Here is a 25,942-nt window from a genome sequence, read left to right on the forward strand (position 1 = left end):
TTTATGGCAACTATCCCATTGACCGTCAAGGGTGCTGAAAAGCTGAAACAAGAATTACACCGCCTGAAAACCGTTGATCGCCCCGCAGTGATCAATGCAATTTCAGAGGCGCGGGCGCAGGGCGATTTGTCCGAAAACGCTGAATACGATGCAGCAAAAGAAAAGCAGGGTTTTATCGAAGGGCGAATCAAGGAAATTGAAGGCAAGATGAGCAATGCGCAGATCATCGACCCCACCAATGTCGATGCTGAAGGGCGTGTGGTGTTTGGTGCAACTGTGAAACTGGAAGACATTGAGGCCGGTGCCACGGTCGAATACCAAATTGTGGGCGACGATGAAGCGGACATCAAAGCCGGTCTCATCTCTATTTCAAGCCCCATTGCCCGTGCCTTGATTGGTAAGTATGAAGGCGATGTGGCCCATGTTCAGGCGCCAGGTGGTTTGCGGGAATATGAAGTATTGGAAGTAAAGTACATTTGATAGTGCTTGTTAAGGGAGTGCAACAACAATGACTTGGCGCGGTTTTCGGGGTGCGGAACTGGCGTTCTGGGCGATTTGGCTCGGGGCTTTGTGGTTCATTGCCATTCTGGTGGTGCCAGGTTTGTTCAAATGGTTACCCCGACCGGAAGCAGGTTTGGTGGCCGGCCGTTTGTTCTACATATTGGCCTTGTACTCTTTGGTGAGCAGCGCCTTGTTGTTGGCCCTGTCGAATTTTGCGGGTGAATTGCGCGCCGGTATGCGGCTCAATGTCTTGATGGCCGTGATTTTGGCGGTTAGCGTGGTCGAGTTGGCCTGGTTGCAGCCCCACATGAATGATCTGCGTGCAGCAATGTCCACCTTGGAGGGCGACGCACTTGCGGCCATGCGAAGCCAGTTCGGGAATATGCATGCCATTTCGAGCGTGCTGTATTCCATCAAAATGATCGGGGCTCTGGTGTGGGGTTTAAACCGGTTTGGTGTCAAACCGGTTTTGGCCGCAAAAGACTGATTTAGGCTTTGGAGGCAAACTGGCGCTTGGTTTGGCGTGGGCCTTTGGGTTTTGGTCGGCTTTTGGCTTTCGCTTTTTCGGTGTCTTCTGCCTTGGGGCGGAATAGAACCAGCAATTTGCCAATGTGTTGAACCAAGGCAGCCCCGGTTTCGTCACAAATGGTTTGCGCATATTCAAGGCGGGCTTCCCGATCGTCGCCAGCTACACGTACCTTGATCAAGCCGTGTGCATTCAAGTTCATGTCGATTTCTTTGACCACATTGGGTGTTAAACCCTTGTCGCCAATCAAAACTACCGGATCCAACGCATGGGCCTGGGCTTTAAGCGCCTTTTTTTCGGCAGGTGTCAGGGTTACAGCAGCGGTGTCCGTCATATTAATTTTTCACTCGGTTGGGTAATCGGTGGCTAAAAAGAAGAAACTCAATAAAAACTGGTTGCATGATCACATCAACGACCCTTACGTGAAGATGGCCACGAATGCAGGCTATCGCGCCCGTGCAGCCTTCAAACTGAAGGAAATTGCAGAGCCGGAAGGGTTGTTGAAGCCGGGCATCAAGGTGGTCGACCTGGGCAGTGCGCCGGGAAGTTGGTCGCAGGTGCTTCGGGAAGCCTTGGTTGGGCCCGGTGGCGTCATCAATGGCCGTATTATCGCACTGGATCTGCTTCCAATGGAACCTATTGCGGGTGTTGAATTCATTCAAGGGGATTTTCGCGACGAAGCGGTGCTCGAAGATTTGAATCAACGCCTGGGTGGCGAGAAGCTGGATTTGGTGGTTTCTGATATGGCCCCCAATCTTTCTGGTGTTGCAGCGGCTGATTCAGCCCGGATTGAGCATGTGTGCGAGCTGGCCATCGACTTTGCGGTCAATCAGCTAAAACCCAACGGTGCCTTGATTGTGAAAATTTTTCATGGATCGTCTTACAGCAACATTGTGCATCAGATGAAACAGGTGTTTAAAAGTGTGTCGCCGCGCAAACCCAAGGCCTCCCGGGATCGTTCTCGTGAAACCTTTTTGCTTTGCAAGGGTCTTAAATAGGTATTTTGCAGCATCATGATCCAGGCGATTGCGATTGTTAATGCACACCATGAATTAGTGTGATGGCGTAATTCGTTGGCTTGGGTTTAAAATGGACAACCTGCCCCCATTTCCCTAGGGTGGTGGCAGAGTCCTCGAGGAGAAGTGGCATTGAATAATTCGTTTTCCAAAGCAGCAGTTTGGTTGGTCGTGGCGTTGGTGCTTTTTACTGTGTTCAAACAGTTTGAAGGCCAGCAGGTTCGTTCCAACGAGATGACCTATTCCGAATTCATGCAGGATGCGCAAAATGGACGCATCAAGAGTGTGATCGTTGAAGGCCGCACCGTGCGTGCCCTCACTACCGACGACCGTGAGCGCCTGGTGTATTCTCCCGGCGACATCTGGATGGTTGGTGATCTGCTGAAGTACGGCGTACAGGTACGTGCCAAGCCCGAAGAAGAGCCATCTTTGTTGATGAGCCTGTTCGTGAGCTGGTTCCCCATGATTTTGCTGATTGGTGTGTGGATCTTCTTCATGCGTCAAATGCAGGGTGGTGGCAAAGGTGGTGCGTTTAGCTTTGGCAAAAGCCGAGCCAAGTTGCTGGATGAAAATACCAACCCGGTTACTTTCGCTGACGTGGCTGGTTGCGACGAAGCCAAAGAAGACGTGCACGAACTGGTTGAATTCCTGAAAGACCCCACCAAATTCCAGAAATTGGGTGGTCGCATTCCCCGTGGCGTGCTCATGGTGGGTTCGCCTGGTACTGGTAAAACATTGTTGGCCAAAGCCATTGCCGGGGAAGCCAAAGTGCCTTTCTTTGCGATTTCCGGCTCTGACTTCGTTGAAATGTTCGTGGGTGTGGGCGCGGCCCGTGTTCGCGACATGTTTGAACAAGCCAAAAAGCAGGCACCCTGCATTATTTTCATCGATGAAATTGATGCGGTGGGTCGCCAGCGCGGCGCAGGTTTGGGCGGCGGTAACGATGAACGCGAGCAAACCCTGAACCAGATGCTGGTTGAGATGGACGGTTTTGATACCAACCAGGGCATTATTGTGATTGCTGCAACCAACCGCCCCGATGTGTTGGACCCAGCGTTGCTGCGCCCTGGCCGCTTTGACCGCCAGGTGGTTGTCAGCCTGCCCGATATTCGTGGCCGTGAGCAGATCCTGAAAGTGCACATGCGCAAAATCCCGATGTCGCCCGACGTCGATGCGTCTGTGTTGGCCCGTGGCTGCCCTGGTTTCTCCGGTGCTGATTTGGCCAACCTGGTGAACGAGGCTGCCCTGTTTGCTGCACGCCGCAATGGCCGTGTGGTCGAAATGAGCGACTTTGAAAAAGCCAAAGACAAAATCATCATGGGCGCAGAGCGCCGCAGCATGGTGATGCCGGAAGAGGAACGCCGCAACACGGCTTACCATGAGTCTGGCCACGCTGTGGTTGCCAAATTGATGAGCAAAACCGACCCCGTGCACAAGGTCACAATTATTCCGCGTGGCCGTGCTTTGGGTGTAACCATGCAGTTGCCGGAAGGTGACCGTTACAGCATGGACAAGGAACGCATGTTGTGTACGCTTGCGGTCTTGTTTGGTGGTCGTATTGCCGAAGAAATTTTCATGAACCAGATGACCACTGGTGCCTCGAATGACTTTGAGCGTGCCACAGCCATTGCCCGCGACATGGTAACCCGCTACGGCATGACCGAGGCCCTTGGCCCCATGGTGTATGCCGAGAACGAAGGTGAGGTGTTCCTGGGCCGTTCTGTGACCAAGACCACGCACATGAGCGAGCAAACCATGCAAATGGTCGATGCTGAAATCCGCAAGATCATTGATGCCCAGTACAAAGTGGCCTGGGATATTCTGGATCAGAACCGTGAGAAGGTTCACGTCATGGCCAAGGCCTTGCTGGAATGGGAAACCATTGATGCAGACCAGATCAATGACATCATGGAAGGCAAAGATCCACGTCCACCCACAACTGGTGGTAGTACGCCGCCCACAGGTGGCAGCCCCAGTTCCAGTGGCGGTGGTGGCGAGAAGGTAACACCTGCGCCGCAACCTGCACCTGCTGCGATGAGTGTGAAAGCGGACTAATCGTCGGGTTGGAGAAAACTGAAAAGCCGTTGGTTTTGCGACCAGCGGCTTTTTTGTTTGGTGCGATTGAGTTGGCTTTGAGCGAGGCTTGGGTGCTACACCGGTTGGCCTAAGCAACGCTTCTCGGTCCGGCTTGATGCTTCTGGCTTGGGGCATGCGAAACGCTTAAGCGTCTTCGCATCGATCCCCCGGATCGCCCCGCGCTGCGAAGCCGCCGGGAAGCCTTGCAAAGCCGGCCAACCGGTGTAGCACCCAAGCCTCGCGCGTTGCCAACCCATTCGCTTGGCTTGCTCAGGTCGCAATGCCCTCGCAACGCCGATCAAGAAAACCTGCCCGTTTGAATTCACCCGCCACGTTCGGCCATAGGCCGGCACCGAGACTCGGCCCGCTTTTTTGCCGAGCGAGGTGAGTCAGGGTGAATCTCAAAAAGGGAAATACAGGTTTTCTGGCGCGAGAGGGTATGCACCTGAGCAAGCTGAGCGGAACAGGTTTGCACCTTTGCCGTAAAATGGCTTCTACAGCAACTCACTAGGTAGCACATGGTTCGCACTTGGAAGGCAGGTCGATTCGAGCTTACATACACCCACGGCCAGCCCCTGATTATGGGTATTGTGAACGTGACGCCCGATTCTTTTTCCGATGGCGGCCGATACAACCAAACCAACCTGGCCATTGAACATGCCCGCCAACTGGTGGAGCAAGGCGCGCAGATTCTGGACATCGGTGGCGAGTCCACTCGACCTGGCGCAAAAGGCGTAGACGCGGATGATGAATGGAAACGTGTGGAGGATGTGCTCAATGAGTTAATGGGCTGGAACGTGCCTTTGTCAATTGACACGATGAAAACCAAAGTGATGGCACGGGCTGTTGATTTGGGTGTGGATATTCTGAATGATGTGAACGGTTTTCGAGAAACAGGCGCAGAGGCAGTGCTTGCGCAATCCAATGCAGGCGCGGTTGTGATGCACATGCAAGGCGAACCGCGCACCATGCAGAATTCACCGGAGTACGGCAATGTAGTCAGCGATGTGGAGGCATTTTTGAACAAGCGCTTGGTCGCGCTTGAACAGCTGGGTGTAAACGCAAGCCGTATTTTGGTAGACCCTGGTTTTGGTTTTGGTAAAACACTTCAACACAATGTTGATTTGATGAAAGCGACCCCGTTGTTTTCCACGCTCGGGGCAGGGGTGCTGGTGGGCGTTTCGCGCAAGCGCATGATCGCTGAGCTCACCGGGCAAACCGACCCTGGCTTGCGCACGGCGGGTTCGGTGGCAGCCGCCACTTACGCCGCGCAACATGGCGCTGCTGTGTTGCGGGTTCATGATGTGCGCGAAACTGTGGAGGCATTGAAAGTGGCCTTCGCGTTGAACCAATAATGCAAGCCAACAGTTTGCAAAAGCTTCCGACAATTTTTGTGAGTGTGGCGGCGTACTGCGAGTCTCATCTTCAGCTGACCATTCACCATTTGTTTTCACAGGCGAAACACCCACAGCGGATTTTTGTGGGCCTGGTGGATCAGTCTGAGAATTTGAATCCGGATTGGTTGCAACAATTTCCTGCACGCAAAAATATCAACTATGTGGGATTGTCACCAATTGATTCGCGTGGGGTTAGCTGGGCGCGGTCTATCGCGTTCTCGCTGTACAACGATCAGGACTATTTGCTGCAAATTGATTCCCACACCTTGTTTGATCAAGGTTGGGATGAATTGTTGATTGAGCAGTTCAAGCAGCTAAAAAACTCCCATCCAAAGCCTTTGATCAGCACCTACCCGCCGGGTTTCAGGTTTGATTCACAGGGCAGGGCAGTGGCGGATGAACCACTTAAATCGGACGAGATATTTTTTATTGATCGCGACCCTGCCAGTGCGCTGACCGCCGATCGGGCTGTGTTGCAGTTCCGGGTGGTTCGCAAACGGGTTGAACCGTCTGAGATTACCCACCTGCCAGGTTTTCATGTGGGGGCTTGTTTTTTGTTCACCACAGGCGACTTTACACAACAGGTGCCTTACGATCCTTACCTGTATTTTCGGGGCGAAGAACAAAGCCTTTCCCTGCGTGCGCATGCCAAGGGCTATCAGGTGTTTCATTCGCGGCACAATCTGATTCCGCTGTATCACCTGTACAAGGAAGTGGGCAAGGCGTATGAGGGGCAGCACTGGCACCCTGACATGGACGCCAAGCGCCACACGCCTTTTGGCTGGTTGCAACAACGTTCCAATGAAAGGATCAATGCCTTGTTCACGCCAGGGTCTGATTTGGGTGCTTATGGCATTGACAGCCCGGCGCAACTTGAAAGCTTTTGTAAATTAAGCGGGATTGATTACCTGGGGCGCACCACAGTTCCCGTAAAATCAGATTGATAAACATTATTCACCTATTGCAGACATTCAATGAGCAGACAATATTTCGGTACCGATGGCATTCGCGGCACGGTGGGGCAAAGTCCCATGGTTCCTGACTTTGTGTTGCGTTTGGGGCAAGCCGCAGGCACGGTGCTGGCCAAATATGAGGGCGGTGGAAGGCGCCCGCAGGTGTTGATTGGCAAAGACACACGGGTGAGTGGGTATTTGCTGGAAAGCTGCCTGGAGGCGGGCTTTACATCGGTTGGCGTGGATGTGGTTTTGGTGGGGCCCATGCCCACGGCAGGGGTGGCCTATTTGGCACGTGCTTTGAACATGTCGGCCGGTGTGGTCATTAGCGCTTCGCACAACCCTTACCAAGACAACGGCATCAAGTTTTTTTCAGGAGAGGGTACCAAGTTGCCCGATGCCTGGGAGATGGAAATTGAAGCGCAATTGGCCTTGAATGCACCGTGCAAGTCGTCTGAAGAGCTGGGTAAGGCCAAGCGCCTGAACGACGCAGCGGGTCGTTACCTTGAGTTTTGTAAAGGTACTTTTCCGCGCGACAAACATTTGCGTGGATTAAAAATTGTGGTGGATTGTGCCAACGGCGCAGCTTATCAAATTGCACCCGCTGTGTTTCGTGAATTGGGTGCCGATGTGGTGGTGCTTGCAGACCAGCCAGATGGTTTGAATATTAACCGCGGCGTGGGTGCCACCTACCCCGACTTTGTGGCTCGAGCCGTGTTTGAACACAAGGCCGATTACGGTTTTGCGCTGGATGGCGATGCAGACAGGCTGATTTGTGTGGATGGCAGTGGCCGGATTTACAACGGCGATGAACTGTTGTTTGCTTTGGTGGCCGAGCGTTTGCACATGCAGGGCAAGGTCGATGGTGTGGTGGGTACCTTGATGAGCAACCTGGGGCTAGAGCTTGCTTTGAAGCAACTGAATGTGGACTTTGAGCGTGCCAAGGTGGGCGATCGCTATGTGTTTGAGAAGTTGCAAGCCAATGGTTGGCAATTGGGCGGAGAAAGTTCAGGCCATTTGCTGGTGCTGGACCGTCATTCCACCGGCGACGGCATTGTGAGCGCCTTGCAAGTGTTGCGCGCTGTGCGCAATTTGGGCATGCCTTTGGCCGACATTTTGAAGCCGGTGGCCATGTTGCCGCAGGTGCTTAAAAATGCACGTTTGCCTGTGGGGTACGACTGGGCCAACGATATGACAGTGCAGGGCGTTTGCGAGGCTGTGAAGGCTGAGCTTGGCAGCAATGGCCGTTTGTTGATTCGCCCTTCCGGCACCGAACCTGTGCTGCGCGTGATGGTTGAAACGGCCGATAAGCCCACCGCCAATCGCTTGGTTGATTCGATTTTGCAGGCTTTGCCCAAGGCGCCCCCGCAGTAAATCGCGGGGGGCTTCGAGGCTTCTTTGAGTCTGTTGGTTGACGTTAGTCGAAGTTAGGCGGGGCTGAGCGTTTGAAGATGCTCGATGAAGGGTGTTGGACTTCCCCCCTCGATTGAAGACGAGATGGCAGCAGGTGTCCCGGCCAGAAAGCCCACTGGGTCAGGTCCGTCTCCGGAGTCGCCACCAACTGGAGCACCGCCGCCTTGCAATGAGGCCATGATTACGCCGGGAGCACCTTCGAGTGTGCCCTGAACAAACTCAGGATTGCTCTGGTCGGGCGTGCCGCGCGCGTCGGTATAAGCCTCACCTTCTAAAATGGCTTGAATGCGTGGGGCCAATTCGTCGCTGCCACCTGGAGCCCGACTTGTAAAAAACGCTTGACCAGCTTCAGGTCCTCGTTCTTCTATTGAGGTGAGAAAAGCGTCTGTGCCTGCATTGTATTCAGTCACAAACAGGTTCAGGCCTTCATCCACGCCAGTGAATGCGCGTTCGACGCCTTCAATAAATGCGGAGGCAAAGGCTGCGTCTGCGGGCACCAAACCCTTCACCAGTGAAGGTGCTGGTCCTTCACCGCCGCCACCGCCGCCAGCGGCAGCAGCTACAACCTCAGCGGGAAAACTCAACACGCCGTCTGCAATTGTCAGTACGTCGTTTTCGGTACCAATCACATCCATATTCGCAAATGCGTCATCGTCGCCAAAGCCATCATCGCCGTCGGGGCCGTTGACAAATTCGCCAAAATCCGTGGCCGGATCGTCACCATCATTTTCACCATCGACATTGCCCACGGCATCGGCTGCCAGGGAGGGTACGGCTTCGACCAGTTGGACTGCGACACCGGAAGTGTCGTCCATGATTTGACCTGCAAAGTTTTGAACAGCAAGACTGCCAGCGGCAAATCCGTCTTCCGGGCTACCACCGGTGGCTGGGTTACCAGCTTCAAAAGCGGCTTGCATGTCGCTTGCAAATTGTTGCTCGGGTGATTGCTCAACTGGATCGCCTTCATCGGGTGGGGGTGGCGCCGGTGCGTAACTCGCCGGGTCAATACCTTGCAGATTGCCAGCAATAACACCCGCAGCAGCAGCTGCGCGTGTGGCCAGGTTGTCGCCACCTGGGCCTTGATTGATTCGGTCAAATACAACTGCAGTCATGTCTGTCTCCTTAGAATTATTAATAACAGCGAGTGTCACATCGGCGATTTGCCTTTGTGTGGTGGAGATGTCCCTAGAGACAATCCCCATTTCGTTGAGGGCAAATGTGCCCAAGGTCACCACCGAATTGGCGATGGCCGTGTCTGGTTCTTGTAGTGCTTGAACTATGGATATCGGAGGAAGGCGACCGGTCTGAATCGTGTTTGCAGCAGCAAGGAGAAGGCTTTCTAGCCCTGCACCAATTGGTCCGGTAACAGGTGCCAGTTGCGGAATTAGAACCGTCGGGATAAAAACTTGCCCTTCGGATGGCAAAGTTGCTTCTCCGGGCTGTACGTCAAAGCGCATTGGCGTGCCGCCAGCGTTGATTGCAAGATTGTCGATTGACGTACCAAGTGCGATTCGCAGACCGTCTTCACTGAAGGTGCTTCGAAAGGCACTTGCTGTATTTTGCAGCGACTGTGCGACGTTGCTACGGGTAATATCCACCGTGGCCTGTTGAACTTCAAGAGTGCTACCCAAGTTCACAGAGGCATTGCTCAGTAGAAGGCCTTCTTCACCCGTTTGTGATGAATCCGGAAGATCGACAGAACTTTCATCTATATTTGCAACGTCGCTTTGAACTGATGGTGCAGAGGCCTCGTTCAGAATATTCACGTCTTGAACTGACAATACGGGTTGTTGTCCGCCCGCAAAAATTTGAATTTTTGGATCAAGCACCGTAACCGACGAGTTTTCAGGGTCGTCTTGGTGTATTTCGACGCTTAAGGCTTCTACGTTTTGGAGTTGTAGCAGTTGAATGCCCAGTGGCGCGACTGTCAGTTGATCCGCGCTTAACAACATCGGAAGCGTGATGTTGTCGGAATCACTGTCGGAATCGCTGTCGGAGTCGCTGTCAGAGTCGCTGTCAGAGTCGCTGTCGGAGTCGCTGTCGGAGTCGCTGTCGGAGTCGCTGTCGGAGTCGCTGTCGGAGTCGCTGTCGGAGTCGCTGTCAGAGTCGCTGTCAGAGTCGCTGTCAGAGTCGCTGTCGGAATCGCTGTCGGAGTCATCGCTTGGTGTCACAGCACTGCTCGAACCACCCGCAATTACTCCCAGAGTGACAGCCCCTCCAGCGAGCGAACCAAATCCAGCCAAACCCAACTCGGCGCCGAATAAACCTGCCAGTTTCTCAGTCTCTTCGTCGGTATCCTTTTCGAGCAAAACGCCCTGCTCAATTTGTTCTGTCTCGTTTTCTTGTTCTACCTGCGATAAATCAGCTTGCTTTGGCGATACAAGGACTGGCTTTTCATGACCGGTAAGTGATTGCGCATTGTCAGTATTGCTCAAGACGATAGGCGCATCTCCAGCAAGTGGCGCCGACATAGATCGCTTTGTACCCTCTGATTCGGTGTGCTCGGTCATTTGGCAGACGGGACTTGTTGTTGTCCAACTGCTACTTGCGCTGATTTGAGGTGGATTTTATTTGGAATTCTGGATTTAACAAATATTACGGAGAATTTTTATTTTTCTTTTTTCTTTTTTTGAAAAATAAATATATAAAACATATTGTTATGAAATTTATTAAGAAAAGAGTGTGATGTCTTGAAGGGTTTTACGTAGAATATTTATTAAAATTTATTTGACAATTTAATGTAATGTTCTAATTTAATACCAACGTAAATTAAAAGAAAACGCTCAGAAAGAAGTAGGCATTAATCCCAGTGTCTTTTTACGGTTGATGTGTATGATTTGTTACCACGGGCAGAGTGATCCAGCTGCAAACCCGCAAGTCTTTCACAGAGCGTTGCAGGTAGCGGCCCTGCCGAACTTCGTACCGACCATATTGAAAGGTGACGCCGGCAGCTTGTTGTTGACGGGCGTAGCCGAGCGCTGAATCCAGATTGTTCTCGTGGGGCAGGTTTAGCGGTGAGTAGTTTTTCGGGTAACCCTCGAGGTAATACCCTTTCGCAGTTTGAATGATAGTGCGCTCACCTTTCAGCCGGTTCAGGTTCAGGCGAAGATGCGTGTCGCTGGCGCCGCCGCCTGTTTGACAGGACACGATGTCGTAGCCCATCAAAATCAGCTTTGCAATTAGCCGATGAATCATTTCGCTGTCGGACAATTTATTCGATTCAAAAATGATTTGATGAGGCCATTGCCCGGGTTTTGCATCACTGAAAAAATCGTTCAGTATCACTGCGTCATGTCCCTCGGTGTCGACCTTGAGCATGAATACGCCGTGAACTTCGTGCTGTTGAAAAATGGTTTGCAGCCGAAGGCAGGGTACAGCCTGAATCACCAGAACATCTTGTTGAGCCAGGCCAGTCTTTGCGAGGTGTTTTTCAACAGTTGGGTGAGGTGCGCCGATTGAATTGCAGCCGCGAAGCCAGTTGGGCAGTTTGTGTTTCGCCAGCATTTGAGGTGGTATGAAATAGACATTCACCGTACCTTCCACATTGGAGATGGCTGCGTTGATTTTTTTACAGCCCGGGCGGTTAGGCAAGCGATCAATGTAAAGTGATATGGGATCGATCGACAGGCCACGCGTGTCCGGCCCAGCAGCCTGAATCAGGGTGTTGAAGTCGGAGGTGCCAATTTCAATGAAGTCCAGGAACATAATGTTTTCAGTCAGATGTCAGTAAAAAATCATGCAAATAGACGGAATTGGTCGATATTTGACGAGTCAGGTTTTCAGTGTAATCAAGCTGGAACAACTCATGTACTTGTTGCTCGCATTGTGTGTGCTTTTAATCCAGGCGGAGTCTGCGTGGGCCAAGCCACATCCCAAAGCACTTTACACCCACAGCGCGGCAGAGGGAGTATTCAGGGTTTTTTATACCACCGAAGGCAAGCATGCTGTTCCAGCAGATGACAAGGACGGTAACGATGTTCCTGATCGAGTGGACGATATTCTCATGCAGCTAAAGGCGGCAGATTGGTTTTATCAAACCCAACTGAATTTGATTCCACCTTTGAAGCATTCAAGGTACGCCCAAAGCGATGGAATCGAAGTGCATATTCAGCACTTTGACCAGGGCACAGGCCTTGCCTTCGATGAACCCACCAAACCCAACTGGTATGAAGGTCAGTCCTCTTCTGCCCTTACTTTGAAAATCAAGATTGGTGCACAGGTGGACCCTCGTGTTAGCACCACGCCTGCACATGAACTTTTTCATGTGTACCAATACGCCTATTCGCCCTTTAAAACCAAGTGGTTCACCGAGGGCATGGCCAGGTGGCTGGAGGAGCCTTTTTCCCGCCAAACTGGTTTTGCGGTGCCTCCATCGCCGTCCTCTTGCCGGGAGTTGACTGGCATGGCTTACAACGCGAATGGCTTTTTTGCCCGACTTGCAGAGCGACAAGTGAAGGGCGTTGATCAGGCCGCCATTTCAAACGAATATCGCCAGTTTGTGTACTCAGATGGCAGCCCGGTGATCAGAAACCGATTGGTTTCCAGGTTTCGACCAGTTAAAACATGGCTGGAACGTGCGGCTGAATTGGGAGCGAAGGAATCGCACAGGCTTGGTGTTGTTGAAGGCAGGTGGCCAGAGTCCCTTCAACGCAGCGCTCAATTTGACTTAACGCTGTGTGAGGTCTTGACGAAACCCTGAAATAAACATAGAATTCCGCTTCTTTGTCGGGGCATAGCGCAGTCTGGTAGCGCATCTGGTTTGGGACCAGAGGGTCGAGGGTTCGAATCCTTCTGCCCCGACCACCGAATTTAAAGGATGTTCTATCCTTGTCCAGTGGGTTGTTTCTACCCATTCGCGTGTGCGAGTTACAATGCAAATTCTGCCCGTAGCTCAGTTGGATAGAGCATCGGCCTTCTAAGCCGAGGGTCGGGGGTTCGAACCCCTCCGGGCAGGCCAAGAATTTAGTACCGGTTTACGGTGGCGGTGTTAGCTCAGTTGGTAGAGCAATGGATTGTGATTCCATGGGTCGTGGGTTCGAGCCCCATACATCGCCCCAAATAAAACAAGGACTTAGCGTGAGTGATCCGCTAGGTCCTTTTTGTTTTAGGCTCATAGAACCAGACCATGTTCAATGTAGAAACCCACGTACTGTGGTATTTTGGGTTCTATCTTTTTGAGAACCAAGGTCGAATGAATCAGCACACCAACAGCCACAGCATCGTAATCGGTTACATCCTCTGGATTTTTGGATTCATGGGTGCACACCGTTTTTATTATGGGCGGCCCATTTCCGGCATCATCTGGTTTTTCACCTTGGGCTTGTTCCTGATCGGCTGGATCGTGGATTTGTTCTTGATTCCAGGCATGGACAAAAGCGCCGATCGCCGTTTTTTAACGGGTCCGATCAACTACAACATTGCGTGGGTGCTGCTTACATTCTTGGGCGTGTTTGGCATTCATCGCTTTTATCAGCGCAAATGGATCACAGGTTTGATTTACCTGCTTACAATGGGTTTGTTTGGTATTGGTGTTATTTATGACTGGTGCACATTGAACGACCAAATCGATGCGCTGCACCGTGATGGTCAGTTGAATTAAAGCAGTCCTGTTTCACTGGAAAGCCCAATGGGCTTTCAAATATTCAGCAAGACCACACAGCCTTTATTTCAGGCTGTTTTCAACGGCCTTGTAGGCTTCAACAAATCGTGATGGCTGCTTTTTCGGCCTTCCGGTTTTCATATCAATGCAAACCCATTGGGTATGGCCAAGCATCACTGTGGCTTGGTCGCTTTCACGCACAAATTGATATTGGCGGGTCATGTCGGCTTTGCCTTCGTTGTGGCTGATCCAGGTGGCCACCCAAAGTACATCGCCCGCGAAGGTTGGTCGTTTGTATTCCAGGTGGTGTTGGCGCGCCACGCAGCCATAGCCCAATTCAACAAAGTCTTGAAAGGTCAGCCCAAGCTGCCGTGAATGCAAGGCTGCAATGGCCTGCATCCAAACCAGGTAAATGGTGTTGTTGGTGTGCTCGAATTCATCAAGATGTTCAGGCTGTACCGTGAGTGTGGCGACAAACTGCGGAGGGCAGTTCCATGCTGTGGGTGGCGTGTCGGCCACTGCAATCGCTTGAAGGTCGCTTTGCTTGAAAATGTTGGAGTTGTTCATGCCTGAAGCGACTTCTCCCGCTCGCTGAGCAAGGCACCGCCTGTGAGTTTTATCACGGATAGGGTATCAAACTTTCCAGTTTCGAGCAGGCACATCACTGCGGTCTTGCCATCCACAATCGACATCTGAATATCCATCAACACAACATCAACGGCGTGTTCTGGTTTGAAAAGCCAATTGAGGGTCTTTTTGACCATCGGGCACGGTGTGTGCAGTGGTACATTATGCTTGCGTACTAGCGGCAATCCACTGTTTTTGCTGTTCGGAAAACGGGGGGTTTTAGTGTTGGCCCATCCGCCGTCATACCCGTGGACTGGCGAGCTGGGAGTGATACTTTCATCGTTCGATTTGTTTAACCATTAATAGGGGGAGCATGCGAGGTTGGTCTGGGAATAAGAGTGTGGATTTGGCCTTATTTGCGTGTTTAACCTGCTGGTGAATTGCAGTCTGTGTATTCGTGGTTGAATAAACGCAATAAAAACAGACAGGAGACAGTTCAATGGGTGAGGCGCAGCGCAATAAAATTGGTTATTTGGTTCCCGAGGGCGGCTGGCGTAAAGCCGAGCGCATTCGTGTGGCACCCTTGAAGCCAGAGGAAATGAGTTTGTTCGCACGCATTGCAATTCGTGTGATCAACAAAGTGGGCAAACTCGAGGCCTCCAACCTGTTCATGATGTTGTTGCGCAATTTCAGGTTGTTCAAAGCCTGGTTGGGTTTTGCCGCACGCATGATGCCTTACGGCGAAATTGATCGGCGCGACACGGAACTGGTGATATTGCGTGTGGGCTGGAATTGCCGTTGCCGCTACGAGTGGGGCCAGCATGTGGACATTGGATTGCGCACGGCCTTGTCTGAGGATGATATTGTGCAAGTGCCTTTGGGGGAAACAGCACCCAATTTCGAGCCGCGTATCAAAGCACTGATGAAGGCTTGTGATGAATTTCATCACGACCGCATGGTGGGTGAAAGCACTTGGGCGGAATTGGAACAACACTACAGCACGCGTAAGTTGCTCGAGGTACTGATGCTGATCGGTCACTATGAAATGCTGGCTGGTGTATTGAATTCAACGGGTTTGCCGCTTGATCACAAGCTGGACAAGTTGCTTGAGAAGGTTTGAGTCACACCCATGAACCCATTTAGCCACGCTTCGGTTTCTGCCATTTATCCGCTCTCCATGATTCAGTTCGCGGTGGAGCGGGGGGTGTCTGCGCAGCGAATCCTGAACAACGCAGACCTCACCCTTGAACAATTGCACAAGCCCAGCGCGCGCATTACGCCGATGCAGCAGGCGGTAATCAGTTACAACCTGGTCACCGAACTGGACGACCCTGGCGTGGGTTTGGAATTGGGTTTGCGATCGAACATCACCAAAACCGGTTTGATGGGGTTTGGGCTGATGAGCTGTGCCACGTTCCAGGAGGTTTCCGACCTTGGGGTGCGTTATCTCAAAACCCGTGTGCCGTACTTCACCCTGACCAAATCAATTGAGGGAGACCTGGCGGTTGTGCAGGCTCGCGAGGTGGTGCCGCTGGGACCGCTTCATCAGTTTGGCTTTGATCATTTCATGGCCGAGGTGTATCAAATTTGCCGTGCTTTCGCCAACCCGCAAGGTTCGGCCGAAGCCCATGCACACACTGAAATCTGGTTTGATTCGCCCGAGCAGCCTTACTATGCGAAGTATGCAGACCGCCTGCCACGCCTGCGTTTTGGCATGCCATCGAATCAGTTTCGTTTCAGCGCGGCCCTGCTGGACGTACCAATTCCTACAGCAAATCCGATTAGCGCACAAATGGCATTTGAAGAATGCGAGCGCGAAATGTCCTTGCTGGGCTACACGCAAAGTGTGACTGATCGCGTGTTGGCCCTGCTCACCAGTACTGGCGGGCAGTACCCCAACCTGGAGGCAGCGGCTGAGCGTTTGCACCTGTCGGCTCGTACGCTGAAACGCAGGTTGGCGGAAGAGAACACCACCTTTGGTGATTTACTGAACGAGGTGCGCAAGCGCGACAGTGTGCAGTTGTTGCTCAATGCCGACCGGGCCATCGACGACATTGCGACGCGTGTGGGTTATGCCGACCCCGCCAACTTTCGTCGCGCCTTCAAACGTTGGACAGGATTCTCGCCCAGCGAATACCGCGCTCAGCAACTTGGCCCGAAATGACCGGTACAACGTCCCCAACGGCTATCACGTAGATGGCGTGATGCGACCTAAGATGGCATCCATCAAGAAGCGCATGTTGCGCTCACCTTAGGAGGCTCTTATGAACCCAACACAAATGACCGACGCCCAGCGCATTGCGCGCGTCAAAGAAGTTGTACTTCAGGCCAGTGACGACGTCCGCCGCAAGTACCCAATTTTGAAACACCAGGATGCCATTGGCGCAACCATCATGGTTGTGTCCCTGCTGGGCATGATCGGTTCTGGCCTGCTGTATGTAGAAGGCATCATCCCTTGGTGGCTGTGTGTGCCCGTGACTGCAATTTTTGCATCGTTTATTCACGAGCTGGAACACGATCTGATCCACTCCATGTACTTTCGCCAAAAGCCTTGGGTCAATAACCTGATGTTGGCCGTGGGCTGGCTGGCCCGTGCGAGCACGATCAGCCCTTTTGTTCGCCGCAAGCTGCACATGCACCACCACAAGTTTTCCGGCACAGAATCGGATCTTGAAGAGCGTGGCATCACCAACGGCGAGAAGTGGGGCATTCGCCGCTTCTTCATGACAGGCGACAACCTGCTGGCCGTGTACTTGCGCCCATTCACCATGATCAAGGCGGTGCGTGCCTACATTCATGCCCAAAAACCAGAAACACCCGCCGCACAAAAAGCCATGGCCCGTGAGCAGATGTTTGGCTATTCCCCGCTTGGCCTTATTTACTACACGCTGTTCCACGCTTGGGTGGTTACACATGCGGTGTTGCTGGGTTCAGCCGCCATTGGCATGCCTGTTGCCCTGCCCGTTGAGTATCAACCCGTGCTGGATGGCCTGAATGTGTTTGCGGTGGTGTACATGTTGCCCTCGTTTTTACGCACCTTCTGCCTGCACTTCATCAGCTCGAACATGCACTACTACGGCGACGTGGAATCCAGAAACCCCTTGCAACAAACCCAGGTGTTGAATGTGTGGTGGCTGCTGCCCTTCCAGTTGTTCTGCTTCAACTTTGGTAGCACACACGCCATTCACCACTTTGTTGTCAAGGAAACCTTCTACATCCGCCAACTGACTGCAAAGCGGGCCCATGAAGTGATGCGTGAAATGGGTGTGCGTTTCAATGACATCGGCACCTTTCGCCGCGCCAACAGGTATTCACTGGCCGTGTGATTGTTGGCTGTTCAATCGAAAAAACCCGCATCACCGATGCGGGTTTTTTTTTATTCCATTTGTACGCGGTGCAGCAACCAATAGTCAGCTTTGTGCGTTTTATTAAAATCATTCGCTTTATGAAGTAAATGTGGTGTTGTTAAACCATCAATCTCTGTTAAGGTAAAAACCAAATCCAAGAATCACAGAGGAAGTTTGATGAGCGACAGCAAAGATCTGATGGTGCCGGATGGTGCTGTTAATCCGATTGATACGGATTACAAAGTAGGCCAAGACAACATCGTCATGAAAGTAGGGCCATTCGGCCTGGACATTCACAACCGTGTTTTTGCAATCTCCGGCCTTGCCGTGGTGGCCTTTGTTATCCTGACCCTGGCATTTCAAAATGATGTGGCGCCGTTGTTTACTTCAATGCGCGATTGGCTCACTTCAAATCTCGACTGGTTCTTCTTGAGCGCGGCAAATGTATTCATTATTGTTTGCCTTGCAATTGCGGTTTCCCCCCTGGGAAAAGTCAGGTTGGGCGGCACCGAGGCCAAGCCCGACTACACTTATCTAGGCTGGTTTTCCATGCTGTTTGCCGCAGGCATGGGCATTGGCTTGATGTTTTATGGCGTGTCCGAGCCCTTGTCGCATTACACAAGTTCCGTGGGCGGCACCGACTGGGCACCTTTGGGTGGCGCGGAAGGTGACCCTGCTGCGGCCACTCGCTTGGGCATGGCGGCCACCATTTTTCATTGGGGTTTGCACCCCTGGGGCATCTACGCAATCATTGCTTTGGGTCTGGCAGTCTTTTCATTTAATAAAGGATTGCCGCTCACCATTCGCTCAATTTTTTACCCTTTGCTGGGCGAGCGTGTGTGGGGTTGGCCCGGCCACATCATCGACATTCTGGCAATTCTTGCCACTTTGTTCGGTTTGGCCACATCGCTCGGGTTCGGGGCGTCGCAAGCTGCAGCCGGCCTTAACTTCCTGTTCGACTTTCCCGCCAATGACACCAGCAAGGTTTTACTGATCATCGGTATCACCGCGATCGCATTGCTTTCCGTGGTGGCTGGGCTGGACGCGGGGGTCAAGCGTTTGTCCGAGATCAACATGGTGCTGGCCGTCACGCTGCTGTTGTTCGTCATCATAGTGGGCCCAACGGTGCTGATCTTGACAGGTGTGTTGGACAACCTGCTTGCCTACATTCAATACCTGCCCGCGCTATCTAATCCGGTGGGCCGGGAAGATGCCAATTTCACGCAGGGCTGGACCGCCTTTTACTGGGCCTGGTGGATCTCCTGGTCACCTTTTGTGGGCATGTTCATTGCGCGGGTTTCCCGGGGCCGCTCAGTGCGTGAATTCATCGTGTCAGTGTTGCTGGTTCCATCGCTGGCCTGTGTGCTCTGGATGTCGGTGTTTGGTGGCGTGGCCATTGAGCAAGTGGTCAATCAGGGTTACCAGGCGGCCGCCGAAGCGGAATTGCCTTTGCAGTTGTTCATGATGCTTGAAGCCTTGCCCTTGGCGCAAATTACCTCATTCGTGGCCATTGTGTTGGTGATTGTGTTTTTTGTGACCTCGTCTGATTCGGGTTCGTTGGTGATTGACGTAATTTCAGCAGGCGGCAAGGTTGATGCGCCGACCCCTCAGCGCGTATTCTGGTGTGTATTCGAAGGCTTGGTGGCCATCGCGCTGATTCTCGGGGGTGGCTTGGCCGCATTGCAAGCCATGTCGGTGTCCACCGGGTTCCCGTTCACCATTGTGTTGCTGGTTGCCACTGTGGCGGTGATCAAAGGCTTGGCCAGCGAGCCGCGCGCCTAATGGATTGTCCATGAACGTTGAGCAACAGGAAATCACAGAATTTTTTCAGAAGCATGCGCCCTTGAACACATTGAGCGAGGCGCAGCTTCAACTTGTGCTTTCCAACCTCGAAATCAGTTATTTCAAGGCCGGTTCTCCAATCCTGAATTTTGATGAACCCTCGAATTACTGGTTTGTGATTCGCAGTGGTGCAGTGGAGGTATTCAGGCGGAACGGTCAGCTGTACAACAGACTTTGCGAAGGGGGGTACTTTGGCGAGTTCGGTTTGTTGCGCGGAAAAAAAGTACGTTTCCCGGCCAAAGCCCTGGAGGATACCCTGTGCTACATGATTCCTGCGCCGGTGTTCACGAGCCTGTTTGAGCAATGTGAGGCGTTCGCCGATTACGTTGAGATCGAAGACCACACCCGCTTGCGGCAAGCCGTATCGCGCAGTCATCAAAACAATGTGTTGTTCACCTCGAATATTGATCAATTGATCAGCTCAGTACCCCTGTGTTTGCCGGGTCATACGCCCTTGCAAGAGGCGGCACGCCACATGGTGCAAACGAACCAGACTGCCCTGATTGTGCAGGATGAAGCCAGGGCATTGATCGGCATTGTGAGTGATCAGGATTTCCGGGATCGCGTGGTTGCCAAAGGTCTGCCCTACAGCACGCCACTGCGGGACATCATGACCGAAACCCCCAAAACGGTGAAACACAATCAATTGGTGTTCGAGGCGATGATGCTGATGCTGCGCCACAATACGCAGCATTTGCCGGTGATGAAAAATGGCGAAGTAATTGGCGTTGTGTCGCAATCTGATTTGGTGAAGTACCAGTCGCGAAACAGTTTGTTTTTGGTGAACAGTATTTTCAATGCAGGGTCAGTGGAAGAGTTGGCGGCCCTGAAGAAAGATGTTCAAGACGCTTTTGTTCGCATGGTGCAAGAGGATGCCAATTCGCGCATGGTGGGTAGCGCGATGGCGGCAATCGGCCGAAGCTTCAAACAAAAACTGCTCGAGTTGGCTGTTCAGCAATTCGGGCAACCCCCAGTACCTTGCTGTTTTCTGGCCTTGGGTTCAATGGCCCGTGAAGAACAGTTGATTGTGACTGATCAGGACAATGCACTGGTGCTGGCCGATACCTATAGCCCGGATTTACATGGTGAGTACTTTGAGAAGCTCGCAAATTTTGTATGCGATGGTTTGGATGCCTGTGGCTACGACTATTGCACCGGGAAAATCATGGCGAGCAATCCACAATGGCGAATGCCTTTGGCTGCATGGAAGCAGACTTTCACCGAGTGGATAGAAAACCCCAGCCCGGAGGGCTTGCTCAACAGCAATGTGTTTTTTGATCTGGATGGCGTGTGGGGCGAAACCGCATTTGCGAATCAACTGAATCAACTGATTCGCAGCAAAGGCAGTTCATCGTATCGTTTTTTATCGTCAATGGTTCGCAACGCCTTGCTGCGCACTCCACCACTTGGATTTTTCAAAGACTTCGTCATGGAAACCGATGGCAGTCAAACAAAAACCATCAACATGAAGCGCCGCGGTACAGCGCCCTTGGCCGATTTGATCCGGGTGCATGCATTGTCTGTGGGCAGTACTTCGCGCAATTCTTTCTCCCGGCTCACAGACATTGAAAAGGCAGGTATTTTGGTCAAAGGTCAGGTGGCAAATATTCGGGATTCCATGGAGTTGATTGCCATGGTTCGAATTCGCCACCAGGCACTTAGCGTGGAAGCGGGCAAGCAGCCTGACAACAATGTTGATCCCCGGCAATTGTCTGATTTTGAGCGCAAGAATTTGAAAGACGCATTCCAGATTCTCAGTGATGCCCAAAATTTCCTGAAGTTTCGTTATCAATCCAGCCGTGGTCAATAGCAACCATGATGCCCTTGCCCAAGTTGACCACCTATCTCAAACCTGGCGCGCAGCAGTCTTGGCGCATGCCATTTGAAAAGGCTGCGAGTCTGGCCCAGCACCCCGCCTTGAAAGCGTTTTACTCAGGCTTGAAACTGGATGAAGATTTGCCTTTGAACGGCACCCCCATGTTGGCACTCGACTTTGAAACAACAGGCCTGAATCCTGAGTACGACGACATCATCAGCATTGGTGCAATACCCATGGATTCAAAACGAATTCTGTTGGGGCAAAGCCGCTATTGGGTGTTAAAACCCGCCGCAAAGTTGCGTGCAGACACCATACCGATTCACGGGATCACGCACTCGGATATTGAGCAGGCCCCCGATTTGATCGATGTATTTCCAGACCTGCTGGAAATGATGACGAATCGCGTGGTGGTTGCGCACTGTGCGGGCATTGAATCGCAGTTTTTGTCGACTGCCTTGCAGTACCGAATTGGGGAAGGAATTTCGTTTCCGGCGTTCGACACCATGGGCATTGAACGGCATTTTTCAAACAATCAGCACTTGGGCCTTTTTGCTCGCATGTTCAGAAAAAACCAGGCGGGTTCCTTACGCCTTGCCGATGTGCGCAGCCAATACAAACTGCCTTTTTACAGACCACACAACGCCTTGCTGGATGCGTTGGCCTGCGCAGAATTGCTACAGGCACAGATTCAATACCATGGCCTTGACGCACGCCCGGTCAGCCAGATTTTGCCATTGAGATAAGGAGAACAACACCAATGACCACCCGTTTAAAGCCCATACGCTGTGCAGCTGCACTGATGTGTTTGTCCCTGAGTTTGCCTGTGATGGCCCAGGAAAGTGCCGCCGAGTTGAAAGAGCGGATCCGAGTGCTTGAGGCACAGCTTGAAGAAAGCAAACGTGCCTTGGCCAAGGCTGAGCAACAAAGCAAGGTGACAGAAACGGCCTCGACTGAGCCCGACACCGACATGGCTTTTGACCTTGCAGGTGGCCGACTGAAAGTGGGCGGTGCGGTGCGTGTGAACTACACCGCAGGCACCTACCCGAAAGACACCGGAGGCGGGGAAAGCAGCCGTGCCTTCCCCGATGGGGGCAATGTCGGATTGGACACCGCACGTATTAATCTGGATTACGAGAACGGCAACGTGCTGGGCAAGTTTGAATACCGGTTTTACGACGGATATGGTGGATTTGGAACGGGCTACCACATGTTGCACACCGCCTGGTTGGGCTACAACTACGCCAATGGCAGCCAGGTGCAAGTGGGTGTGAACAGGGTACCGTTTGGCCCTGGCCCCTACGGTGTTTCGCAAAGTTTTTTCTTTGACCAGCACTACTACGTGGGCTTGTCCGATGACATGGATTTGGGCGTGAAATATTCATGGACCACAGGTGACTGGAAATGGGATGCAGGGTATTACCTGCAGGATGAAGGTTCTTACAAAGGTGGATCCAAAAAAGCAGACCGCTATTCCTACGATGTCATTACCGATGGCGCAGGCAATGGTTACGCCGAAGAAAACCAGTTGAACTTGAGGGGGATCTACTCCACCAAGCTGGCCGGTATTGATTCCGATTTGGGTTTCTCGACCCAGTACGGTCAGCTTCGCGGCGAGGGTGTCAACGCTTTGGGCAATCCAACGCAAGACGGCGACATGTCGGCCTATTCACTGCACATGGTGAACAAGTGGAACAACTTCACGCTGGCCACACAGGGTACTTATTACGACTACGATGTGCAGCAGGCCGGTGTGCCCAATCAGGGCGAAATTTTAATGGGCGCATTTGCGTTCCCGACTGCTGTGGCCCAGAAGGCCTTTATTCCTGCAGTGTCGCTAAGTTACTACCTGGAAACTCCCTCGATTGGCTGGTTGAACTATGTGATTCCGTTTGCGGAATACAGCTCGATCATGAAAGACGAAAACGGATTCAATGACAGCGAGCTCTACACCATTGGTGCGGCTTTTGGCACTGCCGGGGGGTGGTACACCTATGCAGAATACGCCACCAGCAATGGCAACGATTTCATTGGTGGTGACGGCGGTTTCAACAGCCGGTTTGGTGCCAACCCAGACCAGAAACGAAACCACCGGTTCAACATCAATTTTGGATATTACTTTTAATCGCTACAGGCCAAGGTTTGCTCCAACACCCAGCAGCGTTGCCACACCCAGTGCAGCAAACATGGCCGCAGCGATTCGGTGGACAAGCTTCATCGGGATTTTCTCGGCGAGCTTGTCGCCTGCAAAAACCGCGGGTACGTCGGCAATCAACATGCCCAAGGTGGTGCCAGCCACCACCATGAGCACATCGGCGTAGTGAGCCGACATGGCCACCGTGGCAATTTGCGTTTTATCGCCCATCTCGGCGAGGAAAAAGGTGATGAAAGTGGCTCCGAACACGCCCAGCTTGCTTGCAAGCTGGGTTTCTTCATCTTCAATTTTGTCAGGGATCAGAGTCCACGCCGCCATGGCGATAAAGGACGCACCCAGTACCCAACGTAGAACCGATTGATCCACATTGGCTGTGATCCAGCTGCCAACAGCACCTGCCAGGCCATGGTTAATGAGTGTGGCCAAAGTAATACCCACAATGATGGGAATGGGTTTTTTAAAGCGGGTAGCTAGCAAGAATGCGAGAAGTTGGGTTTTGTCCCCAATTTCAGCAAGTGCAATCACACCGGTTGAAACGAGAAGTGCCGATGACATTTAAAAATTCCTGAAGTCAATTCATACAAAGTGTTGGATTAATGTGTTGCGCCGGTAACATCTCACAAATTGCTTAGTAATATACTGGGCAAATATGTCGTAAGTAAAAAATCAAGGCACGTACCAAGATTGATTACGAACATACCTAAAATTGTGGGAGACAAATTCCAATGAAACCATCGTGGCTCAAACTCGGGCAAGGCGTGTCTGCGCAAGGCCTGCTGCCTTTGGCGTTGACATTTTACAGCGCAAGCGGATTCGGTGCAGGAACTTTTAATGGGCCTGTCGGTATTGAAGGGCGATGGGCCATGGAGGTCAGCGTGGGGGCCTCCATGCGTACCAAGGATGCCGACAAATCCCTGGTGTTCATTGGCAATGGGGGCGAGGCTTCCAGCGGCACTGTGGATGACGGCAATTTGAATTATGCCAAGGGCGATGTGTTCAATTCGGTTGCCAAAGCAGTGGGCGAACTCGAATTGAAGAAAGACAACTATGGTGTTTTTGTTCGCGCCAAAGCGTTTTCAGACTTCCACAACCGCAGCAATCGAGTGCCTCACGGCTCTTCAAACAATGGTTTTCGCTCCAACGAACCGCTCAATGACAATGGCTTCGAGAAGGGCACCAAGTTCGAGGATGCCCAATTTCTTGACAGCTATGTGTTTGCAGACTTTGAACCCTTGGGCAAGCCATTGACCATGAAAGTGGGCAATCAGGTCGTGACTTGGGGCGAGGCCTTGTTCGTGTTGGGTGGCGTGAATCAGTATTCAAATTTCGATTCTGCTGCGCTGCGCCGGCCAGGGGCGCAATTGAAGGAAGTATTTCTGCCTATCCCTCAAATTTATGGAAACCTTCAGGCGACTCCCGATTTGTCGCTGGAGGGTTTTGTTCAGCTGAATCATGAAAAAGTGGTCGTGGATGGTTGTGGCACATTCTTTTCACAAGCAGACCTTTTGAATTGTAATTTTCAGGGCGCACCCGTTAATCCGGGGGTCTTGAGTCTAGGACCTGCCACGGTTGATTTCACGGGTTACAACGATCAACAAACGTTTTCGGGCGGTGGTGTTGTGAACGTGTCTGGCGTGCCAGTGAACACCGCTTTGCTAAGCGGCCTGTCTTCCTTGCCCGGCTTGGGTACGCTGGCCAATTTGACCGGATTGCCCTTGGATCTTGCACGTTTGAATTTTCGAATGGCGCAACTGGCGGACGGTCGACCCAAAGATTCTGGGCAAATGGGTTTGGCGGCGCGGTACTACGCCGGGGAAATCGGCACCGAGTTTGGCGCTTATCTGGTGAATTATCACCAACGAATTCCTTCGTTGAGCCTGGTGAAAACCCCGTCCGGGTTTGACAATTCAATATTCAATGGTTTGGCTGTGGCCGGGCAAAATGTCGTGAATCCGCTGTCGTACTTTTTTGATTACAGTCAGGAAAATATTCAGGTTGCCGGTTTTTCCGCAGCAACAGAACTGTTCGGATACTCGGTTTTTGGCGAGCTTAGTTACACCAAAGATTATCCGGTCAGTTACAACACGGTTGATTTGATCAAGGGTTCTGCCACTGGGGATGGTCCACTGGCTCGATACGGCGACGCTTCCCAGTTTCCAATGGGCTCCGTGCTGCAGGGTTACAAACCGTTGGATAAAATTCAAGCCCAGGTGTCCACAATTGCATTGTTTCCGCGTCGTTTGGGTGCAAGCCAACTGGCTGTGGTTGGCGAGCTTGGTGCTCAAATGTGGCGCGGAATCGGCGACCCCTTCACTGGGGATCGCTTCGGGCGCTCACCCGCATTTGGAGCGGGTTCGCATATCAGTTACAACGGTGGCAATTGCGATGCAGGCGTCAATCCCAATGCGCGCAACTGCGTGGTGGACGGTTACGCCACCGAGACCGCGTTCGGTTACCGCATTTTGGCAGCGCTGACCTATCCGGATGCTTTATTCGGGATTAATCTGGCCCCGCGTGTATTTTTCTCGCATGATTTCAAAGGTTATTCGGCCGATGGCGTATTTCTTGAAGACCGCATGAATTTGGGTCTGGGCCTTCGCGCTGAAATACAATCTGCCAAATATTTTGCGGAAATGAATTACAGCATGTTCAACGATCAAGCCTATTTTGATCCGTTTAAAGATCGGGATTTCCTGTCGCTTGTGGTGGGTGCTAATTTGTAGGGCAGGCGCGG

Annotated in this window: 23 protein-coding genes and 3 tRNA genes; 20 read left to right on the forward strand and 6 right to left on the reverse strand. The window is 52.3% G+C overall.

Annotation, left to right across the window (positions count from 1 at the left end; all coding sequences use genetic code 11):
- Nucleotides 1–3 precede the first annotated feature (3 nt).
- Together greA and FRIGORI9N_RS13240 are read left to right on the forward strand one after the other, a co-directional pair.
- Entirely contained in the window at nucleotides 4–480 is a 477-nt protein-coding gene (greA, locus tag FRIGORI9N_RS13235) for a transcription elongation factor GreA (RefSeq protein WP_159572112.1), read from the forward strand.
- A 28-nt stretch (nucleotides 481–508) separates the two neighbouring features.
- Nucleotides 509–988, forward strand: a complete 480-nt coding sequence (locus FRIGORI9N_RS13240; RefSeq protein WP_159572115.1) for a DUF4149 domain-containing protein — start codon at nucleotides 509–511, stop codon at nucleotides 986–988.
- A 1-nt stretch (nucleotide 989) separates the two neighbouring features.
- On the opposite strand, the gene yhbY is transcribed toward FRIGORI9N_RS13240, so the two are convergent.
- The gene (gene yhbY / locus FRIGORI9N_RS13245) at nucleotides 990–1,361 is read right to left on the reverse strand and encodes a ribosome assembly RNA-binding protein YhbY (RefSeq protein WP_159572118.1); all 372 of its coding nucleotides are present in this window, start codon (nucleotides 1,359–1,361) and stop codon (nucleotides 990–992) included.
- A gap of 28 nt (nucleotides 1,362–1,389) precedes the next feature.
- Between yhbY and FRIGORI9N_RS13250 the strand changes: the two genes are divergently transcribed.
- The 5 genes from FRIGORI9N_RS13250 (at nucleotide 1,390) to glmM (ending at nucleotide 7,843) form a co-directional block, all read left to right on the forward strand.
- The gene (locus tag FRIGORI9N_RS13250) at nucleotides 1,390–2,025 is read left to right on the forward strand and encodes an RlmE family RNA methyltransferase (RefSeq protein ID WP_159572121.1); all 636 of its coding nucleotides are present in this window, start codon (nucleotides 1,390–1,392) and stop codon (nucleotides 2,023–2,025) included.
- 150 nt (nucleotides 2,026–2,175) lie between these two features.
- Nucleotides 2,176–4,098: an ATP-dependent zinc metalloprotease FtsH gene (gene ftsH / locus FRIGORI9N_RS13255; RefSeq protein WP_236550897.1), complete on the forward strand. Its 1,923-nt coding sequence runs from the start codon at nucleotides 2,176–2,178 to the stop codon at nucleotides 4,096–4,098.
- Between the two features lie 539 nt (nucleotides 4,099–4,637).
- Nucleotides 4,638–5,474, forward strand: a complete 837-nt coding sequence (folP, locus tag FRIGORI9N_RS13260) for a dihydropteroate synthase (RefSeq protein ID WP_159572127.1) — start codon at nucleotides 4,638–4,640, stop codon at nucleotides 5,472–5,474.
- A complete protein-coding gene (locus FRIGORI9N_RS13265; RefSeq protein WP_159572130.1) occupies nucleotides 5,474–6,460 on the forward strand; it encodes a GlcNAc-transferase family protein in 987 nt (328 codons plus the stop codon). The genes folP and FRIGORI9N_RS13265 overlap by 1 nt, the downstream gene beginning before the upstream one ends.
- Nucleotides 6,461–6,490: 30 nt before the next feature.
- Nucleotides 6,491–7,843, forward strand: coding sequence for a phosphoglucosamine mutase (gene glmM, locus FRIGORI9N_RS13270; protein WP_159572133.1), 1,353 nt, complete (start codon nucleotides 6,491–6,493; stop codon nucleotides 7,841–7,843).
- Between the two features lie 53 nt (nucleotides 7,844–7,896).
- Here glmM and FRIGORI9N_RS13275 read toward each other — a convergent pair whose 3' ends face one another.
- The gene (locus FRIGORI9N_RS13275) at nucleotides 7,897–10,317 is read right to left on the reverse strand and encodes a hypothetical protein (protein WP_201301502.1); all 2,421 of its coding nucleotides are present in this window, start codon (nucleotides 10,315–10,317) and stop codon (nucleotides 7,897–7,899) included.
- A gap of 382 nt (nucleotides 10,318–10,699) precedes the next feature.
- The gene (locus FRIGORI9N_RS13280; protein WP_159572136.1) at nucleotides 10,700–11,587 is read right to left on the reverse strand and encodes an FkbM family methyltransferase; all 888 of its coding nucleotides are present in this window, start codon (nucleotides 11,585–11,587) and stop codon (nucleotides 10,700–10,702) included.
- A 31-nt stretch (nucleotides 11,588–11,618) separates the two neighbouring features.
- Here FRIGORI9N_RS13280 and FRIGORI9N_RS13285 point away from each other — a divergent pair, with 31 nt between their 5' ends.
- The 5 genes from FRIGORI9N_RS13285 to FRIGORI9N_RS13305 all read left to right on the forward strand — a co-directional run bounded on the left by FRIGORI9N_RS13285 (nucleotide 11,619) and on the right by FRIGORI9N_RS13305 (nucleotide 13,481).
- Nucleotides 11,619–12,581 (forward strand): hypothetical protein, encoded by a 963-nt coding sequence (locus FRIGORI9N_RS13285; protein ID WP_159572139.1) that lies wholly within the window; start codon nucleotides 11,619–11,621, stop codon nucleotides 12,579–12,581.
- A 27-nt stretch (nucleotides 12,582–12,608) separates the two neighbouring features.
- Nucleotides 12,609–12,685: transfer RNA gene (locus FRIGORI9N_RS13290), tRNA-Pro, on the forward strand.
- Between the two features lie 77 nt (nucleotides 12,686–12,762).
- Nucleotides 12,763–12,839: transfer RNA gene (locus tag FRIGORI9N_RS13295), tRNA-Arg, on the forward strand.
- 24 nt (nucleotides 12,840–12,863) lie between these two features.
- Nucleotides 12,864–12,939, forward strand: a tRNA-His gene (locus FRIGORI9N_RS13300).
- A gap of 134 nt (nucleotides 12,940–13,073) precedes the next feature.
- Entirely contained in the window at nucleotides 13,074–13,481 is a 408-nt protein-coding gene (locus tag FRIGORI9N_RS13305; protein WP_159572142.1) for a TM2 domain-containing protein, read from the forward strand.
- Nucleotides 13,482–13,544: 63 nt separating this feature from the next.
- On the opposite strand, the gene FRIGORI9N_RS13310 is transcribed toward FRIGORI9N_RS13305, so the two are convergent.
- Both FRIGORI9N_RS13310 and FRIGORI9N_RS13315 read right to left on the reverse strand, forming a co-directional pair.
- The gene (locus FRIGORI9N_RS13310; RefSeq protein ID WP_159572145.1) at nucleotides 13,545–14,048 is read right to left on the reverse strand and encodes a thioesterase family protein; all 504 of its coding nucleotides are present in this window, start codon (nucleotides 14,046–14,048) and stop codon (nucleotides 13,545–13,547) included.
- Complete coding sequence (locus FRIGORI9N_RS13315) at nucleotides 14,045–14,245, reverse strand: hypothetical protein (RefSeq protein ID WP_159572148.1); 201 nt, start codon at nucleotides 14,243–14,245, stop codon at nucleotides 14,045–14,047. Before FRIGORI9N_RS13315 ends, FRIGORI9N_RS13310 begins: the two co-directional genes overlap by 4 nt.
- A gap of 302 nt (nucleotides 14,246–14,547) precedes the next feature.
- On the opposite strand from FRIGORI9N_RS13315, the gene FRIGORI9N_RS13320 reads away from it, so the two are divergent.
- From FRIGORI9N_RS13320 to FRIGORI9N_RS13350, 7 genes are all read left to right on the forward strand, one after another.
- On the forward strand, nucleotides 14,548–15,168 hold the full coding sequence (locus tag FRIGORI9N_RS13320) for a carboxymuconolactone decarboxylase family protein (RefSeq protein ID WP_159572151.1): 621 nt from the start codon (nucleotides 14,548–14,550) through the stop codon (nucleotides 15,166–15,168).
- 9 nt (nucleotides 15,169–15,177) lie between these two features.
- Nucleotides 15,178–16,212 (forward strand): AraC family transcriptional regulator, encoded by a 1,035-nt coding sequence (locus tag FRIGORI9N_RS13325; RefSeq protein WP_159572154.1) that lies wholly within the window; start codon nucleotides 15,178–15,180, stop codon nucleotides 16,210–16,212.
- A 100-nt stretch (nucleotides 16,213–16,312) separates the two neighbouring features.
- Entirely contained in the window at nucleotides 16,313–17,374 is a 1,062-nt protein-coding gene (locus tag FRIGORI9N_RS13330; protein WP_159572157.1) for a fatty acid desaturase, read from the forward strand.
- Between the two features lie 198 nt (nucleotides 17,375–17,572).
- Nucleotides 17,573–19,177, forward strand: coding sequence for a BCCT family transporter (locus tag FRIGORI9N_RS13335; protein ID WP_159572160.1), 1,605 nt, complete (start codon nucleotides 17,573–17,575; stop codon nucleotides 19,175–19,177).
- Between the two features lie 10 nt (nucleotides 19,178–19,187).
- On the forward strand, nucleotides 19,188–21,047 hold the full coding sequence (locus FRIGORI9N_RS13340) for a DUF294 nucleotidyltransferase-like domain-containing protein (RefSeq protein WP_159572163.1): 1,860 nt from the start codon (nucleotides 19,188–19,190) through the stop codon (nucleotides 21,045–21,047).
- Nucleotides 21,048–21,052: 5 nt separating this feature from the next.
- On the forward strand, nucleotides 21,053–21,799 hold the full coding sequence (locus tag FRIGORI9N_RS13345; protein ID WP_159572166.1) for a 3'-5' exonuclease: 747 nt from the start codon (nucleotides 21,053–21,055) through the stop codon (nucleotides 21,797–21,799).
- Between the two features lie 14 nt (nucleotides 21,800–21,813).
- Complete coding sequence (locus tag FRIGORI9N_RS13350; RefSeq protein ID WP_236550898.1) at nucleotides 21,814–23,178, forward strand: hypothetical protein; 1,365 nt, start codon at nucleotides 21,814–21,816, stop codon at nucleotides 23,176–23,178.
- A gap of 3 nt (nucleotides 23,179–23,181) precedes the next feature.
- Here FRIGORI9N_RS13350 and FRIGORI9N_RS13355 read toward each other — a convergent pair whose 3' ends face one another.
- On the reverse strand, nucleotides 23,182–23,763 hold the full coding sequence (locus FRIGORI9N_RS13355) for a TMEM165/GDT1 family protein (RefSeq protein ID WP_159572169.1): 582 nt from the start codon (nucleotides 23,761–23,763) through the stop codon (nucleotides 23,182–23,184).
- A 170-nt stretch (nucleotides 23,764–23,933) separates the two neighbouring features.
- On the opposite strand from FRIGORI9N_RS13355, the gene FRIGORI9N_RS13360 reads away from it, so the two are divergent.
- Nucleotides 23,934–25,931, forward strand: coding sequence for a DUF1302 domain-containing protein (locus FRIGORI9N_RS13360; RefSeq protein ID WP_159572173.1), 1,998 nt, complete (start codon nucleotides 23,934–23,936; stop codon nucleotides 25,929–25,931).
- Nucleotides 25,932–25,942 lie beyond the last annotated feature (11 nt).

It is taken from the genome of Limnobacter sp. 130 (assembly GCF_902506325.1).
GTDB lineage: Bacteria > Pseudomonadota > Gammaproteobacteria > Burkholderiales > Burkholderiaceae_B > Limnobacter.

Bases quoted from the DNA above. Each gene is read 5' to 3' on its own strand.
- FRIGORI9N_RS13265 (WP_159572130.1), top strand. From the start codon at position 5,474: ATGCAAGCCAACAGTTTGCAAAAGCTTCCGACAATTTTTGTGAGTGTG.
- glmM (WP_159572133.1), top strand. From the start codon at position 6,491: ATGAGCAGACAATATTTCGGTACCGATGGCATTCGCGGCACGGTGGGG.
- FRIGORI9N_RS13350 (WP_236550898.1), top strand. From the start codon at position 21,814: ATGACCACCCGTTTAAAGCCCATACGCTGTGCAGCTGCACTGATGTGT.
- FRIGORI9N_RS13325 (WP_159572154.1), top strand. From the start codon at position 15,178: ATGAACCCATTTAGCCACGCTTCGGTTTCTGCCATTTATCCGCTCTCC.
- FRIGORI9N_RS13345 (WP_159572166.1), top strand. From the start codon at position 21,053: ATGATGCCCTTGCCCAAGTTGACCACCTATCTCAAACCTGGCGCGCAG.
- FRIGORI9N_RS13310 (WP_159572145.1), bottom strand. From the start codon at position 14,048: ATGAACAACTCCAACATTTTCAAGCAAAGCGACCTTCAAGCGATTGCA.
- FRIGORI9N_RS13330 (WP_159572157.1), top strand. From the start codon at position 16,313: ATGAACCCAACACAAATGACCGACGCCCAGCGCATTGCGCGCGTCAAA.
- folP (WP_159572127.1), top strand. From the start codon at position 4,638: ATGGTTCGCACTTGGAAGGCAGGTCGATTCGAGCTTACATACACCCAC.
- FRIGORI9N_RS13240 (WP_159572115.1), top strand. From the start codon at position 509: ATGACTTGGCGCGGTTTTCGGGGTGCGGAACTGGCGTTCTGGGCGATT.
- FRIGORI9N_RS13355 (WP_159572169.1), bottom strand. From the start codon at position 23,763: ATGTCATCGGCACTTCTCGTTTCAACCGGTGTGATTGCACTTGCTGAA.
- FRIGORI9N_RS13335 (WP_159572160.1), top strand. From the start codon at position 17,573: ATGAGCGACAGCAAAGATCTGATGGTGCCGGATGGTGCTGTTAATCCG.
- FRIGORI9N_RS13360 (WP_159572173.1), top strand. From the start codon at position 23,934: ATGAAACCATCGTGGCTCAAACTCGGGCAAGGCGTGTCTGCGCAAGGC.
- FRIGORI9N_RS13305 (WP_159572142.1), top strand. From the start codon at position 13,074: ATGAATCAGCACACCAACAGCCACAGCATCGTAATCGGTTACATCCTC.
- FRIGORI9N_RS13285 (WP_159572139.1), top strand. From the start codon at position 11,619: ATGCAAATAGACGGAATTGGTCGATATTTGACGAGTCAGGTTTTCAGT.
- FRIGORI9N_RS13315 (WP_159572148.1), bottom strand. From the start codon at position 14,245: ATGGTCAAAAAGACCCTCAATTGGCTTTTCAAACCAGAACACGCCGTT.
- FRIGORI9N_RS13340 (WP_159572163.1), top strand. From the start codon at position 19,188: ATGAACGTTGAGCAACAGGAAATCACAGAATTTTTTCAGAAGCATGCG.
- FRIGORI9N_RS13320 (WP_159572151.1), top strand. From the start codon at position 14,548: ATGGGTGAGGCGCAGCGCAATAAAATTGGTTATTTGGTTCCCGAGGGC.
- yhbY (WP_159572118.1), bottom strand. From the start codon at position 1,361: ATGACGGACACCGCTGCTGTAACCCTGACACCTGCCGAAAAAAAGGCG.
- greA (WP_159572112.1), top strand. From the start codon at position 4: ATGGCAACTATCCCATTGACCGTCAAGGGTGCTGAAAAGCTGAAACAA.
- FRIGORI9N_RS13280 (WP_159572136.1), bottom strand. From the start codon at position 11,587: ATGTTCCTGGACTTCATTGAAATTGGCACCTCCGACTTCAACACCCTG.